Source organism: Alphaproteobacteria bacterium (assembly GCA_030680745.1).
Taxonomy (GTDB): Bacteria; Pseudomonadota; Alphaproteobacteria; order JAUXUR01; family JAUXUR01; genus JAUXUR01.
The window spans coordinates 20,719-37,868 of the sequence record JAUXUR010000016.1; the positions used below are offsets into that span (position 1 = coordinate 20,719).

Genomic DNA, 17,150 nt, shown 5'->3' on the forward strand with positions numbered 1-17,150 from the left:
GATTAATAGAGCGTCATTCGTTTCTTATGTAGGAAGAGACTACACTTCGTGCCTCATTCCTTCTCTTAATCAAAAGCGAAAACACTATAGATCTCTAATGAACCGAGTTATATTTAAGGAGGTTTTGCCTCCTTTTTACGTTATAGTGATTTAACTTTATGATCAGACAAGGAACTGCGAGTGATGTGTATTCTTATACATGAGCAAGGCGTGACGATGTATCATCGTGAAGTTAAATCACTATACTATTGTTTACATTGAAGCTTAACACATGAACCTATACAACAAAGTTATTCCATTTCAGCTTGAAAAATTGCCTATTCGTGGTCGTATTCTTGTATTAGAAGAGGTAGTCGATACGATTATCCATAAACATGATTACCCGGATCTTGTTGGTCATCTTTTAGCTGAAGCGATTCTTTTTGGGTCTTTGATGAGCGCTGCTCTTAAGCATGATGGTATTTTTACGCTTCAAACAAGAACGGATGGTCCTATTAATCTGCTTGTTGCTGATGTAACTGAAAATGGCGTTGCACGAGGTTACGCAGAATTTGATAAAGAAAAAATTGAAGCTTTAACACAATCCAAGCAAATAATTTCTATGCCACGTTTGTTGGGGAACGGTCAATTGGCTTTAACGCTTGATCAAAGTGATCTAAAAGATCGTTATCAAGGGTTTGTTGCATTGACTGGCGCAACATTTGCTGAATCATTACAACATTATTTCACCCAATCAGAGCAATTAAAAACAGCATTATTTTTTGCAACACAAAAAAAAGAAAATAAATGGCGCGCAGCAGGTATTTTTTTGCAGCTTATGCCACAATTAGATGATGAAACAGAAGAACAAAAAAGTGAACATTGGCTAACAGCCGTAAGTTTGTTGAGTACTCTTAAAAAATCAGAGATTTTATCCGATACGTTGACACCACACGATGTATTATTTCGCTTGTTTCATGAACATGACATTAAAGTTTTTGAACCAAAACAAATTAAGGCTGGTTGCAGATGCAGCCGTAGGCGTATTTTTGATATTTTAAACAATATGACTGAACAAGATCGACAAGATCTTGTTGAAAATTTATATATTTCAGTGACGTGTCAATTTTGTAATGAGCATTATGAATTTACGTTAGACCAATTTATATAGTGTTTTCCATTTTGGTTAATAGAGCGTCATTCGTCGCTCATGTAGGAAGAGACTACACTTCGTTCCTCATTCCTTCTCTTAACCAAAAGCGAAAGCACTATAGTGAAATAACTTCAAATTGATACATCGTCATTCCTTCCTCATGTAGGAAGAGACTACACATCGCGCGTCATTTCTTGTCTGAATTTAAAGTTATTTTATTATATATCATAATTCCCCATCCTTTAATCCTAATCATTATTATTTAAGTGCGAAAAAACCTTATTTCATTTCATCAATAAAAAACCTATTATAACGTGAGCGCTAAAAAATAAAGGGTTGAAAATGAAAAACATAAAAAAACTCGTTTTAAAAATTTTTGTACTTACGTTCATTTTTTTGCCTAATATTCAAGCAAATGCCTTGGTCATCATAGATGAACCAATTCATAATCCAAGATGTTTTGATCCTTTTTTTCAAGCTGAACATCCAGCTATTTGCTATCATTATGATCCTTATTATCGGTTTTGGGTAAGTGAAGAATGGTATCATCGTAATCACCATCGTCATTACAGGGGTTTGCCCATTCATCATTTTGGACCTTTTCACGGAGAGAAGCATCGTCGTCACCATGGTCGCCATCATCGTGGTGATTAGAATGTTGTAAGGATACAATAACAGTGAAGTGGTTTTTAGTTGTACTAAGTATTATTTTTTTATATGGGGAAGTAGGCAATCTTAATGCTAAAAAACCAAATGAAACTGATAAAAAAGAACAAAAGCCACTTGTTGTTTGTGAAAAAATTTCAAAAGGAAATCTTCCCGTTTATATTAAAGCCTTAGGCAACGTTACTTCACAAGCATCTGTTCTTATTAAGCCTCAAATAAATGGTATTTTAACTCAAATTCATTTTAATGACGGACAAGATGTAAAAAAAAATCAATTACTTGCTGAAATTGATGCGCGTCCTTTTGAAGCACAATTAAAGCAATATGAAGGTCAATATGAACGTGATAAAGCGTTGCTTGAAAATGCGCGATTAGATCTAGAGCGTTATAAGGATCTTAATACAAAAGATTCTATTTCAAAGCAAATACTTGATACACAAATAGCGCTTGTGAAGCAATATGTTGGTATTGTTAAGTCTGATCAGGGTTTGATTGATACAGTACGTGTTAATTTAAATTATTGTAAAATTAAATCACCTATTGAAGGTAAAATAGGGATTCGGCTTGTTGATCCAGGTAATTTTGTTCAAGTTTCAGATGTAGCTGGCATTGCTCTTGTGAATGCAACAAACATGGTGCGTGTGTATTTTACGATTCCCGAGGATGAGATTCCACGATTTCAAAAAAAAACAAATCAAAGTGAACCCTTAATTGTTGAAGCCTATGACCGTTGGCACAATAATTTGTTGAAAAAAGGTGTTGTTGAAACAATCGACAATCAAATTGATGTAACAACAGGTACGATTAAAATAAAAAGTATTTTTGAAAACAACGATAATATTCTTTTTCCAAATCAGTTTGTAAATATTCATTTGCTCATTGATGAACATAAAGATGTTTTGTTAGCGCCAACACGCGCTATTCAATTGGGCTCAAAAGGAAATTATGTTTACGTATTGAATGATAATCAAACAATATCCCTTAAGATGGTTGAAATTTTAGGACAATATCAAAATAACAGCGCCATAAAAGGTGATTTAAGTGAAAATCAATCTGTTGTTGTGGAAGGCGGGGATAAATTAAAAGAAGGAATGGAGGTAACATTATCGGGGGACGAACAAAAAGATCCATCATCGAAACCCAAAAAAGATAAAAAGAAAGATAAAAAAGTTTAATGAATATCTCTCAACCTTTTATTTTACGCCCTATAGCAACATCATTAATGATGGTGGCACTTCTGTTTTTCGGCATTCTAACCTATAAAATGTTACCTGTTTCAGCGTTGCCTGAAGTGAATTATCCAACGATTCGTGTGTCCACTTTTTATCCCGGTGCAAGTCCTGACGTAATGGCATCTTTGGTAACAGCACCTCTTGAACGTCAATTTGGCCAAATGATGGGCCTATCGCAAATGACATCTAGTAGTGCGATGGGTTGTTCGATCATCACGCTAAAATTTGGACTTTCAATGAATTTAGATGTTGCTGAACAAGAAGTTCAAGCAGCCATAAACGTCGCTTCAAGTTATTTACCCAATGATTTACCGAATCCGCCTATTTATAATAAAGTGAATCCAGCTGACACACCTATTTTGACACTTGCCATCAGTTCAGAGACAATGTCTTTACCGAAAATTGAGGATCTCGTTGATACGCGTTTTTCTCAAAAATTAGCACAAATATCAGGTGTTGGGCTTGTAAGCATTAGCGGTGGCCAAAAACCAGCTATTCGGATTCAGGTTAATCCTATTACGCTTTCAGCTTACGGATTAACGCTTGAGATGTTAAGAAATGCGTTAGTCGCGTCAAGTGTCAGTCAACCAAAAGGTACTTTTGAAGGATTGCATCAATCCTTTGTTATTAATGCTAATGATCAATTATTATCTGCAGAAGATTTTAAAACCCAAATTATTAGTTACAATAATGGGGCGCCAATTCGGCTTTCTGATGTGGCAGAAGTTATTGAGCTTACAGAAGATGTAAGACTTGCTGCATGGATGAACGAAAATCCTTCTATTATTGTCAATATTCAACGTCAACCTGGTGCTAATGTAATTGAAGTTGTTGATCGTATTAAAGAATTATTACCCAATTTAACGGCATCACTACCTGCAAGCATTGATGTTAAAATATTAGCCGATCGTACCATTTCGATTCGCGCTTCTGTTGAAGAAGCAGAATTTGATCTTCTGATTGCCATTTCTTTAGTCGTTTTATTAATATTTTTGTTCTTAGGCAGTTTTACAGCAACCATTATTCCGAGTATTGCTGTTCCTTTATCCCTTATTGGTACTTTTAGTGCTATGTATTTATTGGGATTTAGTATTAATAATCTGACTTTAATGGCATTAACGATTGCAACGGGTTTTGTTGTCGATGACGCGATTGTGATGATTGAAAACATTGCGCGTTATATCGAGGATGGACATAAACCATTACAAGCGGCCTTAAAAGGATCAAGACAAATTGGTTTTACAATTATTTCCTTAACAATTTCATTGATTGCGACGCTTATTCCATTATTGTTTATGGGCGATATTGTGGGGAGACTTTTCCGCGAATTTGCGATGACTTTATCTATTACAATTCTACTTTCTGCTTTTATTTCCTTAACACTAACACCCATGATGTGTGCTAAGTTTTTAAAAGAACGCAAACATCGTAAAATGAATAAATTTGAAAAAAAGACGAATGATTTTATTCATAAAATTATTTACTATTATGGCATTAGTCTTCGTAAAGTTTTAGCATATCAACCATTTATATTAATTACTTTTTTAATGACGATGGCGCTTTCTTTATATCTTTTTTATATTATCCCTAAAGGTTTTTTTCCTATCCAAGATACGGGGATAATTCAAGCTGTTTCAGAAGCACCACAATCAATCTCGTTTAACGCGATGGCAGAGCGTCAGCAAACTTTAGCTAAAACGATTCTTGAAGATCCTGACGTTGAAAATTTATCTTCTTTTATAGGTGTGGATGGTAATAATACGACTTTGAATTCTGGTCGAATTCTTATTAATCTTAAGCCAATTGAAGATCGAGAAGCGCGTGTTGTTGAAATTATTGATCGCATTGAAAAGAATGTCGAGAAAGTTACGGGTGTAAACCTTTTTTTACAAGCTGTTCAGGATTTTAATGTTGATGATCGCATTAGTCGAACTCAATATCAGTTTAGTTTGAATGGTCCTGATGAAAAAGAAGTTGAGCATTGGTCGAATGAATTGATGCATTATCTTCAAAAAGACGGAAGATTAGACGATTTGGCTACAGATCATCAAAACAAGGGTTTTAAGACGCTGATAACCATTGATAGAGATTCGGCATCGCGTTTAGGCATTACGCCACTTCAAATAGACAATGCATTATATAGCGCTTTTGGTCAGCGGCAAATTATGACACTTTACACTCAAGTCAATCAATATCACGTGATCTTAGAAGTCGCGCCAAAATTTCAACATATTCAACATGCCCTTGATTTTATTTATCTTAATAATACCGACGGGAAACCTGTACCTCTTTCATCTATAACAAAAGTATCGACGACAAACGGACCATTGCTGATTAACCGTCAAAGCCAATTTCCTGTGATTCTTATTTCATTCAATCTTAAAGCGGGTGGGTCATTAGGAGATGCTATTGATATTATTGATAAAGCAAAAGAAGATTTACAAATACCTGATACTATTCGCACGCAATTTGAAGGTGCCGCAAAAGTTTTTCAAAGCTCCCTTGCTAATGAATTTTGGTTGGTATTGGCCGCTATTTTTGTGATTTATATCGTGTTGGGTATTTTGTATGAAAGTTATATTCATCCTATTACAATTTTATCGACGTTGCCTTCTGCGGGCGTAGGTGCCTTATGTGCTTTATTTATAACCGACAATGATTTAAGCGTTATTGCTTTGATCGGTATTATCTTATTAATTGGGATCGTGAAAAAAAACGCTATTATGATGATTGATTTTGCGCTTGATTTAGAACGCACCCAAAATAAAGCACCTATAGATGCTATTTATGAAGCAGCACTTCTTCGTTTTAGACCGATTTTAATGACAACATTGGCTGCCCTTTTTGGTGCTGTGCCACTTGCATTAAGTTCTGGTATGGGTGCTGAATTGCGGCAACCTTTGGGTATCACGATTATTGGAGGTCTTATTTTAAGCCAAATTTTAACGCTGTATTCAATACCTGTTATCTATTTATTTTTTGATTCAGTTGCACGAAAAATAAAAAAGGTATCGAAATCAAAGCAAAAAAAACCGCAATATCAAGGTTAAAATGAATATTTCTGCACCCTTCATTTTTCGTCCTATTGGCACAAGTTTGTTGGGGCTTGCAATTATTTGTATAGGCATTGTTGCTTATTTGTTTTTACCTGTTTCAGCTTTACCAAAAGTTGATTTTCCAACAATTAGTATTTCAGCTTCTTTACCAGGCGCCAGTCCTGAAATAATGGCAACATCAATTGCATCACCACTTGAACGACAATTAGGACGTATTGCAGGTATTACCGAAATGACGTCTTCTAATGCATTAGGTAGTACAAGAATTACAGTACAATTTGATTTAGAGCGCGATATTAATGGGGCAGCACGTGATGTTCAAGGGGCTATTAATGCATCATTAAGTCAATTACCTGCTGATTTACCGAATAATCCTACTTATAGAATCGTTAATCCTGCAGATGCACCAATCTGTATTTTAGCTTTAACATCTGATGTTTACTCAAAAATTGAAATGTACGATACGGCATCAACTTTTTTGGCGCAAAAACTATCTCAAGAAGAAGGCGTTGGACAAGTTATCGTTGGCGGTAGTTCACTACCTGCTGTTCGCGTAGAAATTAATCCGATGGCATTAAACAATTATAATTTGAGTTTAGAAGATGTAAAAAATGTTATTCAAAGTTCAAATGTAACGATGCCCAAAGGACAAATAGAGGATGAAACACATACGTATGAACTAAAAACAAATGATCAAATTTTTAAAGCCTATCAATATAAACCCATAATTATTTCGTATAAAAATGGAGCAGCTATTAAACTATCGGATGTGGCTGATGTTACAGATTCTTTTGAAAATCTAAGAAATGCCGGATTCTATAATAATAAAGAATCAGTTTTGCTGATCGTTTTTAAATTGCCAGGTTCAAATATTATTGAAACAGTCAATAATATTTATAAAATAATGCCTCATCTTAAAGCATCAATTCCTCAAGCGATAGATATGACGATGACGTTAGACCGGACAACAACAATTAGGGCTTCATTAAAAGATGTTGAATTTACACTCATTTTATCTATCGCCCTTGTTATATTGGTCATTTATATTTTTTTACGTGATGTTAGGGCTTCTTTGATTCCGAGTATTGTGATTCCTATTTCTTTATTAGGTACGTTTGGATTGATGTATTTAGCAGGATATAGCTTAAATAATTTATCACTTATGGCCCTTACTATTTCAACGGGTTTTGTCGTCGATGATGCTGTGGTTGTTCTTGAAAATATTGCGCGTCATATCGAAAAAGGGATGCATCCCTTTAAAGCAGCTTTAATAGGCGCGCAAGAAGTAGGGTTTACTGTTTTATCAATGAGCATTTCATTGATTGCTGTATTTATTCCTATTTTATTGATGGGTGGCATTGTTGGTCGCTTGTTTCATGAATTTGCAATGAGCCTTTCTTTTGCTATTTTAGTATCAATGGTTGTGTCACTCACCATTACACCGATGATGGCATCGCAAATGCTTAAGGCAAAAAAAAATTCTCCTAATAATAAAATAAAAAAGAAAAAAATTAGTTTTACAAAATCAATGATTAAGTTTTATGGAAAAAGTCTTAAAAGTTCATTAAGACATCCTGCTTTTGTATTAATAATTTTATTTTTAATTATTAGTCTTAATATTTATCTTTTTATTATTGTACCCAAGGGCTTTTTTCCTATACAAGATACGGGAAGAATTATGGGCTCTATCCGAGCGCAGCAAGATATCTCCTTTCCACATTTAAAACAAAAACTTCAGGATTATGTTCATTTGGTTAAAGAAGATCCGGCCGTTGAAAGGGTATCAGGATTTGTAGGTGGTAATACAGCTTTGTCTAATGCAGGAACAATGTTTATTGTTCTAAAGCCGCCTGAAATACGCAAAGTAACAATTGATGACGTCATGAAAAGATTGCGCAAAAAATTGTCAGATATTCCAGGATCCACGCTTTTTATGCGTATTCCACAAGAACTTCAAATCGGTGGAAGACAGGGAAGCGGTAATTATCAATACACGCTCTCGTCTTATGAATTGGATGAATTGAATCACTGGACGCCATTGGTGATGGAAGAAATTAAAAAAATTGAAGGGATCGTTGATCTTAATAATGATCAATTAGATCAAGGACTTGAGTATTATGTCACTATTGATAGAGATCGTGCTGCACAATTTGGCATTAGTGAAAAAACAATAGATACAATGCTTTATAATTTGTTTGGACAACGCCAGATTTCAACAATGTATACTTCGTTGAATCAATATAATGTTGTTCTGGTGGTTGCCTTGAAGTTTTGGCAAGATCCAGATACGTTGAATCAAATTTACCTAACGTCTTCAGATGGTAAGCAAGTGCCGCTTTCTGCTTTTGCAAGTTTTAAACCGAGTCAAACATTACTTGCCGTCAATCATCAAGAGCAATTCCCATCAGCGACACTTTCATTTAATCTTTTGCCCGATTATTCGATAGGGGAAGCTGTTGAAAAAATAAAAAAAACAGTCGCCGATATGAATTTACCGCTTGCAACCATTAAAGGAACTTTTAGGGGAACGGCTCAAGCTTTTGAAGATTCGCTTAAATCGCAACCTTATTTAATTTTGGCCGCACTTTTTGCCGTTTATATCGTTTTAGGTGTTTTATATGAAAGTTTTGTTCATCCCGTGACCATTCTTTCAACTTTACCTTCTGCAGGTGTCGGCGCAATATTGGCACTTTTATTGATGAAAACCGAATTAAGCATAATAGCTATCATTGGTATTATTCTTCTAATTGGTATTGTTAAAAAAAATGCCATTATGATGATTGATTTTGCAGTGCAAATTGAACGAAAGGGTCATAAAACGCCACAACAATCAATTTATGAAGCAAGTTTACTTCGATTCCGCCCCATCATGATGACAACGATGGCGGCTATTTTAGGCGCTTTACCTCTAGCTTTTGGTGATGGTGTTGGTTCAGAACTTAGAAAGCCTTTAGGCATTTCGATTATCGGTGGTTTGATTTTAAGTCAAATTTTAACGCTTTATACAACGCCTGTTATTTATCTTAGCTTTGAAGCTTTACGTATTAAAATGGATAAATTATTTACACGCAAAAAACCATTGCAACCAATTGAGGAAATATAAAATTGTTTAGATATATTCTACTTTTTATGATGATTTTCACTTTGCAAGCTTGTGATTTTTCCCCTAGATATGCTGTACCTTTTGTGAATACAGGTACTCATTTTAAAGAAGCACCTGATGGATGGAAAATAGCGCAGCCACAAGATCAATTACCCAAAGGATCATGGTGGTCTTTATTTCAAAATAGTGAACTTAATAAATTATTAGAAAATATAGAATTTAAGAACCAATCCATTTTAGCATTACAAGCACAATATAAACAAGCAAATGAACTTGTTATACAAGCGCGCACTTCTTTTTTTCCAGTAATAACGAACACGACTTCAGTTTTAAGAAGACGCAATTCTACTTCTGCAGCTTCTTCTTCCTCATCATCATCAACACTAAGTACTGGAAGGACTAAGTACAGTAAAAATTATTTATTTCAAATTGATGCGGGTTGGGAACCTGATTTATGGGGCTCTGTGCGTAATAATGTGGATGCAAATCTTGCAAATAAAGAAGCTGTGAAAGATCAATTGGAAAACGGTGTTTTATCTGTTAAAGCAAGTTTGGTGCAGGCTTATTATCAATTAGCAACATTAGATGAAATAGAAAAAATTCTTAAAAATACATCGGATTCTTACAAAAAGTTATTGACGATTACACATCATCGTTACAAAGCAGGCACAGCTGCAAGACAAGATATTTTGCTTGCTGATAATTTAACCAAAAAAATTGAAATTGCTTCTGAAAATAATAAAATTGGACGTGCAGAATATGAACATGCAATTGCTATTTTACTAGGAAAAGTACCAGCTCATTTCACACTTACGCCTCAACTTGAAAAATTACAAAAACCAAGCATTCCTAGCCTCATTCCTTCTGAATTATTGGAAAGACGACCTGATATTGCACAAGCTGAACGTCTTGTATTTCAAGCAAATGCACAAATTGGGATTGCTATTTCTGCTTTGTTTCCTGTTGTATCGCTTATTGCTAATGAAGGTTCATCGAGTCAAAGTTATAAAAAATGGTTCAGTATACCCACTTTATTTTGGTTGTTGGAAGCAAATGCCGTTACAACACTTTTTGATGCAGGTTTAAAAGTTTCAAAAATAAGACAAGCGCGATCAGTTCTAGAGCAACTTATTGCGACGTATAGACAAACAGTTTTAACTGCCTTTCAGGAAGTTGAAGATAATTTAGTATCGCTTAAATATCTTGACGACGAAATATTAAAACAAGCAGAATTTGTTAAAAACGCGCGTCAAATAGTGGAAATAGCCATGAATCAATATAAAAGTGGTACAGCACAACTTTATGATGTTGTGACTTTTCAAATAGATCTTTTGAATAGCGAAATAGATTTAGTAACGCTTAAAGGTCGCGAAATGGTGAGTGCTGCATTACTGATTAAATCTTTAGGGGGTGGTTGGGCAAATGCGTTCCCGGATTCGCCCAAAGAATGCATTGCTAGATAAGTTCAACAGCTAATGCTGTAGCCTCACCACCGCCGATGCAAAGTGTTGCAATACCTTTTTTCAAATTATTGTGACGCAACGCATTTAAAAGGGTTACAACAATACGTGCACCTGACGCGCCAATAGGATGACCCAACGCACAAGCGCCACCATAGATATTTACTTTTTCATGAGGAATAGAAAGGTCACGCATTGCAGCCATTGCAACAATGGCAAAAGCTTCGTTTACTTCAAAAAGATCAATATCTTTAACGCTCAAATTAAGTTTTTGAAGAAGTTTTTGAGTAGCGCCAATGGGTGCTGTTGTAAACCATGCGGGCTCTTGAGCATGTGTTGAATGCCCTAAAATACGTGCAAGTGGTTTAATACCACGCTTTTCAGCTTCTGATTCACGCATTAAAACAACAGCTGCGCCACCATCTGAAATTGAGGATGAATTAGCCGCCGTTACGGAACCGCCGTCCCTAAAAGCTGCTTTTAATGTGGGGATTTTAGCAAAATCTGCTTTTAAAGGTTGCTCGTCATTCACAATTTGAATGGATGATTTGCCAGATCTAACATCAACGGCAACAATCTCATCTTTAAATAAACCAGTTTTTACAGCATGTTGCGCGCGTGTTAAGGATTCAATCGCATAAGCATCTTGTTGTTCACGTGTAAATTGATAATGTTCCGCGGTATCTTCAGCATAAGTGCCCATAAGACGGCCCTCATAAGCATCTTCCAGCCCATCGCAGAACATATGATCGAGTACTTTACCATGACCTAAACGATAGCCAGAACGAGCTTTATCAAGCAAATAAGGGGCGTTGCTCATACTTTCTAAGCCACCGGCTACCACGATAGAATTTGTATTTGTTAAAATGGAATCATGGCCAAGCATAATGGCTTTCATACCAGACCCACATAATTTGTTGATTGTTACACAACCTACAGATTTAGGAATCCCTGCGCCAATGGATGCCTGACGTGCTGGCCCTTGGCCGAGGCCTGCTGGTAAAACGCAACCCATAAGAACTTCGCTGATATCATCGCCTTTAAGATGTGCGCGTTCTACGGCACCTTTTATGGCTATTGAGCCTAATTCTGTTGCTTTAACTGATTTTAAATCACCTTGAAAACCACCTGAAGGCGTACGTGCAGTACTAACAATAACGATTGAATCTTTCACTTTTTTCTCCCTTTGTGGGTTTATGCATTTTAATATACCGGACAATTTTTATTTTTATAACAGAAAATTGTCTACACGCTTTTGTTTTCCTGAACGCGTTGAAGCGAAGCTTCATACGCAGATTCAGGATCCATAATGAAATACATGCTCGAAGAGCATGGCAAAATATTTAAATAACGTCATGATCTGCGATCATGAGTATTATTTGGATCCTGAATCCGCATTCGAGCCCTCTGGGCTCTCATTGGTTCAGGAAAACACTGAGTTATTGGCAGGTTTCTCACTAAAATTATATTTTTTGCCCGGTAGATTGATGCATTTCAATTTGGATTGTATCGTGTAACAAGTACCAAATACAGCAATTTTACTAGCTTTTTTAATAAGAAATGCATTATAAAGGTATAAAATGGGATTAGTAGTATGAATTTATGGAAAATAACTGTTAACGTCAAACAACCTCAAATTGTAGTGGTTGAAGAAATTTTAGGCTATCACGCAGAAGCCTTATCAAGTTATGAGGCAGGTTCCGAAATTGATTGGAAAGTCGAAGCTTATTTTTTGCCGCATGTTGAAAAGAATTTTTTAGAAGCAACGCTTATTGCAGAAGTTCAAGATCAATTAAAGCTAAAAGCCGAAGATGTTTTTTTAGAACTTTTGCCACGTGCTGATTGGTTAGCACAATCTTATGCCTCTTTCCCGCCTCTTACTGCAGGTCGATTTTTTATTCATGGAAGTCATTATGAAGGCATCCTCCCCAAAGGATTACATGCTTTAGAAATTAATGCGGCAACCGCTTTTGGCAGTGGTGAGCACCAAAGTACTTTTGGGTGTCTTTTAGCCTTATCGTTATTATCAAAAAAAATAAACCCTCAAAAAATACTGGATATGGGCACAGGTACAGGCATTCTTGCTATGGCCGCTAGTAAATTATGGTCTCAAAAAGTGTTAGCCGTTGATTGCGACCCTGAATCTATTCGTGTAACAGACGAAAATGCATCGCTCAATAAAATGGCATCTATGATTGATGCTTATTGTGGCCACGGCTATAAAAGCCAAAAAGTTAAAGGTCAAAAATTTGATTTGATTATCGCTAATATTTTGGCGCGACCTTTAATGCAAATGGCTGTTGATATGAAAAAATGTTTGGCACCCAATGGATTTGTTATTTTAGCAGGACTTCTTGGACGTCAAGAAAATATGGTGCTTTATGCCCATTTCATGCAAGACTTAAAACTATACAAAAGAATTAGATTAGGAGAATGGACTTGTCTCATACTAACACATCAAATAAAGGCATCATCATGAACTCAAAAGAAAAACTAGTATTATTAAGACAAGAACTTAAAAAAAACAATCTTGATGCTTTTTTTGTGCCTCGTGGTGACGAGCATATGGGTGAATATGTAGCATTTCATTCTGAACGACTTGCTTATTTAACAGGATTTAAAGGTTCTGCTGGTTTTGCAATTGTTGCAAATACAAAAGCTGCCATTTTTGTAGATGGTCGTTATACGCTTCAAGTCCAACATGAAGTACCAAATGATCTTTATGATTACGAAGAATTGGGGATTAAGCCAGCATCCTCGTGGATTCAAAAGAATATTGCACCAAAATCACGTATTGGTTTTGATCCATGGCTTCATACGCCTGAAGAAATTAAATCTTATGAAGAAAAATTAGTAGGCGTACAAGTGACTTTTGTGCCTGTTGCGCAAAATTTAATTGATCTTATTTGGAGCGACCGACCGAAAATACCTTTAACGCCTGTTCAAATTCATAATATAACGCATGCTGGCATAAAATCTTCTGATAAACGCGCACAAATTGCACAAGATTTAATCAAACAACATGCTGATTATGCTTTTTTATCTTTACCAGATTCAATTGCTTGGCTTTTGAATGTACGCGGTAATGATGTAGAGCTTTCGCCCTTACCTTTAAGTTTTGCGTTGATTGATACAAAAGGTCACGTCGCTTGGTTTATTGAATCTGAAAAATTATCCTCAGAAATTAAAATATATTTGGGGAATGAAGTTCATTTCGCCGAAAAGCATGAGCTTGAAAAACATTTCTTGTCGCTTTCCCAGAAAAAAATTCTTGTTGATCGCCAAACCATCCCTTTTTGGGTGGATGCTAAATTGCGTCAATCAAATGCAGAACTTATTTATGGGCAAGATCCTTGTTTGTTGCCAAAAGCTCAAAAGAACGAGATTGAATTAAAAGGCGTTCGTTCAGCCCACATTCGTGATGGGGCTGCCGTTACAAAATTTTTAGCGTGGGTATCAAAGGCTGCATTGACTGAAGAAATCACCGAAATGTCAGCACAACAAAAATTACTAGAATGTCGCCAAGAAGATCCTATGTTTCAAGGCATATGTTTTTATACAATTTCAGGTGCTGGCCCTAATGGCGCAATTGTTCATTATAAATCAAGTCCTGAAACAAATCGTCCTATTGCACCCAATATGCTTTATTTAATTGATTCAGGCGGGCAATATTTGGATGGCACGACTGATATTACACGTACAATTGCGATTGGTACGCCAACCAAGACTCAAAAAAAGCATTTTACGCTTGTTTTAAAAGGACATATAGCACTTGGCAATGCACGTTTTCCTGAAGGCACAAGCGGTCATCAATTGGATGCTATCGCGCGCTATCCGTTATGGCAAGAAGGCCTTGATTATGATCACGGTACTGGACATGGTGTGGGTTGCTATTTGAATGTTCATGAAGGCCCACAGCGTATTTCAAAAGCACCTAATAATGTGGCACTTCGCAAGGGTATGATCATTTCGAATGAACCTGGATATTATGTAGCGGGTGAATATGGCATTCGCATTGAAAATCTTGTGGCAGTGCAAGAATCTGGCAATACGAATAATCGTCCTATGTTATCGCTTGAAACTTTAACCTATGCGCCTATTGATCGTCATTTGATTGATAAGGATTTATTAACGCAAGTTGAAATCGATTGGGTTAATAAGTATCACACAAAGGTTTATGAAAAATTAAACGATTTGGTGGATGCAGAGACTAAGATTTGGTTGAAGAACGCGACTGCTAAGTTGTGATAGATTGTTAATGCATAAGACAACATATAACTCTTTTTCGAAATCTGCAAACAACTCAATTGTTTCCCTGGACCAATGAGAGCCCATAGGGCTCGAATGCGGATCCAGGGAAACAAGGGAGTGATATGCTTGAAGTCTGGTAATCAATTAAAATCATTCGGATTATAATAAAAATCGTCACCTAGATCCATATTACCATCATTATTATACGTAATATTATTCAATGAATTATTATCTATAATATTATAAGAATGATTATTACTTGACATCTCATTGGCTAAATTGACTTGAGTACGTTCTCTTTCGTTGTTAATACTATTTACAACATTTGAATGTAAAAGATCCATCTGATTCTCTAACATTTCAATATAATCAATGTCAGATGCTTCTTTTTTAAGCGTATCAAAATAACCATTTGATATATCGTTAAAAACTGATTCATTTGTAATTAATGCAGAAACTTTATGAAGCATGCCTGGATAAATTGGCGTCATCGGATTTTGTTCTACATTTGTTGATTGTTCAGCTGTATAATCCTCAATAATATTAATTTTATCTACAATAGATGGTTCTCGTTGATCAGATGAAAACATCATATTATTAAAATAATTTATTTTTTTTTGTTCATCTGCATTAAATTTATTAGATTGTTCTGTGATATTAGAAGAAAAATTATAATCGAACAAAGGATTATTAAAAGAAGGTTGCATTACTTTATTGCCTAATTCACGTTCATAAAAAACGTGTAACTCACTCAAATAATTATTTTCTGCATCCTGTGCCCTTAAATTTTCATTTTCGTCAGATGTAAAAACTAATTTATTGTAATGTAACCCACGACTTAAAAGATGTAGTATTTTATCACTTTTATCGCATCTGAATGAATGCGTTAAAGAAATAGTTTTTTTCTCATCTTTGACTTCTTCGTAAATGCAAAGGCTTATATTGTTCAATAAAGCAAAAGCATTAATAAGTGTATATGTAAATTCTTCAAGATTTTTATCAATATCGCTATCTATATATCTATTAATGGTATAAGGAAGTTCGTATTGTGTGTTTTTAAGACTTTTTAAATAATCTTCAACATTATCGCCACAATCATTTTCAATATAGACACGTAATTGTGCATTACGATTTTCATATTGTTCGTCTATATCAGCAAGTGCGCTCAGCATCGCATCAATGGCATCATTACGTGAAGCATATCCGAACGCCCTGAAACCACAAGCAAGGTCCAAAGCAGAAATATTATATTCATTAAATTGGATATTGGGTTGATCGAAAAGCATCCAAGGTGTTGATCTATCAGGTTTTGCACTTTCAACAAGGCCATCAATAAAAGTTGCTTCTAAATAATTCGTTGAAGAAAAAAATAGAAAAGCTGGAAATAGGACGGTAGAAATTTTTTTTATCACAGTAAACCTCTTAATTTATATAAACAATGGTGTATTTATACCATAGTAAAATTCAAAATCAATATAAATCTTAATGTTTTTTATGACGTTAAAGAAAGTAATAAGTTTTTAAATATCGTCCAATCGTTTTTTTTATAAATAAAATGGTGTGACAAAACACCGATATTAGACGTTTTTTTTAATAAATTTTCCAATTCAACATATAATTCCTCTTCGGTTTTAAAACATCTTTTTTTCCAATTGATAAGATCAAGATGTGTATTCACATAAGATGCATCCAGATGAATGCCAAAAGCAGAAATAAGATTGTAGTGCTTTAAAATGTGTTCTTTCCAGGACATATCCATTCTATTCCAGGGCGGCACAAAAATGGGTTTAAATGAGTCCTCAAAAAGTTCTTCCATGCGTTTTTTTTCACTCAAAAGATTTTGTAATTGCGCATCATCAAAAGATATAAATTCTGATTTTTTTTGCTGTGCTATCGCCTTATTTTCATGACAAATACCGTGTTGCAAAATGGATAATTTGGGATAATTTTGTGTATAATTCTTTAAATTTTTTGACATCCCTGCTGGAATCACGGCCAATGAGACTGGTATTGCAAAAGACGCACAAATATCTAAGAATTGATCCATTTTAGGATTAGGTATCGTTAAATCGTCATCTCGTATCCAAAAAGATGGTTTTTCTTTTTGCGTGTTTAGTAAGTGCGGCATATCTTTAAATGATTTCATTCCGTGTACTCAATCGGTTTCAAAATGTGGGTAGGAAGATGAATGGTGAGACACACGGAGTGTATCCTTTATACATGAGTATGTCGAATCCTGAAATCTAACGC

The 17,150-nt window shown here is 35.2% G+C and carries 11 protein-coding genes; 8 read left to right on the plus strand and 3 right to left on the minus strand.

Annotated elements, in window-relative coordinates:
* Positions 1 to 271: 271 nt before the first annotated feature.
* The 6 genes from Q8L85_01125 (at position 272) to Q8L85_01150 (ending at position 10,652) form a co-directional block, all read left to right on the plus strand.
* The gene (locus Q8L85_01125) at positions 272 to 1,150 is read left to right on the plus strand and encodes an Hsp33 family molecular chaperone HslO (protein MDP1723289.1); all 879 of its coding nucleotides are present in this window, start codon (positions 272 to 274) and stop codon (positions 1,148 to 1,150) included.
* Positions 1,151 to 1,474: 324 nt separating this feature from the next.
* Positions 1,475 to 1,786, plus strand: a complete 312-nt coding sequence (locus Q8L85_01130) for a hypothetical protein (GenBank protein MDP1723290.1) — start codon at positions 1,475 to 1,477, stop codon at positions 1,784 to 1,786.
* A 23-nt stretch (positions 1,787 to 1,809) separates the two neighbouring features.
* On the plus strand, positions 1,810 to 2,973 hold the full coding sequence (locus Q8L85_01135; protein MDP1723291.1) for an efflux RND transporter periplasmic adaptor subunit: 1,164 nt from the start codon (positions 1,810 to 1,812) through the stop codon (positions 2,971 to 2,973).
* Entirely contained in the window at positions 2,973 to 6,080 is a 3,108-nt protein-coding gene (locus tag Q8L85_01140; protein MDP1723292.1) for a multidrug efflux RND transporter permease subunit, read from the plus strand. Before Q8L85_01135 ends, Q8L85_01140 begins: the two co-directional genes overlap by 1 nt.
* Position 6,081: 1 nt before the next feature.
* On the plus strand, positions 6,082 to 9,189 hold the full coding sequence (locus tag Q8L85_01145) for an efflux RND transporter permease subunit (GenBank protein ID MDP1723293.1): 3,108 nt from the start codon (positions 6,082 to 6,084) through the stop codon (positions 9,187 to 9,189).
* Between the two features lie 2 nt (positions 9,190 to 9,191).
* The gene (locus Q8L85_01150) at positions 9,192 to 10,652 is read left to right on the plus strand and encodes an efflux transporter outer membrane subunit (GenBank protein ID MDP1723294.1); all 1,461 of its coding nucleotides are present in this window, start codon (positions 9,192 to 9,194) and stop codon (positions 10,650 to 10,652) included.
* On the opposite strand, the gene Q8L85_01155 is transcribed toward Q8L85_01150, so the two are convergent.
* Positions 10,645 to 11,823 carry an acetyl-CoA C-acyltransferase gene (locus Q8L85_01155; GenBank protein ID MDP1723295.1) on the minus strand — a complete coding sequence of 393 codons (1,179 nt, stop codon included), beginning with the start codon at positions 11,821 to 11,823 and terminating at the stop codon, positions 10,645 to 10,647. The genes Q8L85_01150 and Q8L85_01155 overlap by 8 nt on opposite strands.
* A gap of 420 nt (positions 11,824 to 12,243) precedes the next feature.
* Here Q8L85_01155 and Q8L85_01160 point away from each other — a divergent pair, with 420 nt between their 5' ends.
* On the plus strand, positions 12,244 to 13,128 hold the full coding sequence (locus Q8L85_01160) for a 50S ribosomal protein L11 methyltransferase (protein MDP1723296.1): 885 nt from the start codon (positions 12,244 to 12,246) through the stop codon (positions 13,126 to 13,128).
* The gene (locus Q8L85_01165; GenBank protein MDP1723297.1) at positions 13,089 to 14,897 is read left to right on the plus strand and encodes an aminopeptidase P family protein; all 1,809 of its coding nucleotides are present in this window, start codon (positions 13,089 to 13,091) and stop codon (positions 14,895 to 14,897) included. The genes Q8L85_01160 and Q8L85_01165 overlap by 40 nt, the downstream gene beginning before the upstream one ends.
* 143 nt (positions 14,898 to 15,040) lie before the next feature.
* Here the strand turns inward: Q8L85_01165 and Q8L85_01170 are convergent, their stop codons facing one another.
* Together Q8L85_01170 and Q8L85_01175 are read right to left on the minus strand one after the other, a co-directional pair.
* A complete protein-coding gene (locus Q8L85_01170; protein MDP1723298.1) occupies positions 15,041 to 16,312 on the minus strand; it encodes a hypothetical protein in 1,272 nt (423 codons plus the stop codon).
* A gap of 80 nt (positions 16,313 to 16,392) precedes the next feature.
* A complete protein-coding gene (locus Q8L85_01175) occupies positions 16,393 to 17,046 on the minus strand; it encodes a hypothetical protein (GenBank protein ID MDP1723299.1) in 654 nt (217 codons plus the stop codon).
* Between the last annotated feature and the right edge of the window lie 104 nt (positions 17,047 to 17,150).

Bases quoted from the DNA above. Each gene is read 5' to 3' on its own strand.
- Q8L85_01125 (MDP1723289.1), top strand. From the start codon at position 272: ATGAACCTATACAACAAAGTTATTCCATTTCAGCTTGAAAAATTGCCT.
- Q8L85_01130 (MDP1723290.1), top strand. From the start codon at position 1,475: ATGAAAAACATAAAAAAACTCGTTTTAAAAATTTTTGTACTTACGTTC.
- Q8L85_01140 (MDP1723292.1), top strand. From the start codon at position 2,973: ATGAATATCTCTCAACCTTTTATTTTACGCCCTATAGCAACATCATTA.
- Q8L85_01145 (MDP1723293.1), top strand. From the start codon at position 6,082: ATGAATATTTCTGCACCCTTCATTTTTCGTCCTATTGGCACAAGTTTG.
- Q8L85_01160 (MDP1723296.1), top strand. From the start codon at position 12,244: ATGAATTTATGGAAAATAACTGTTAACGTCAAACAACCTCAAATTGTA.
- Q8L85_01175 (MDP1723299.1), bottom strand. From the start codon at position 17,046: ATGAAATCATTTAAAGATATGCCGCACTTACTAAACACGCAAAAAGAA.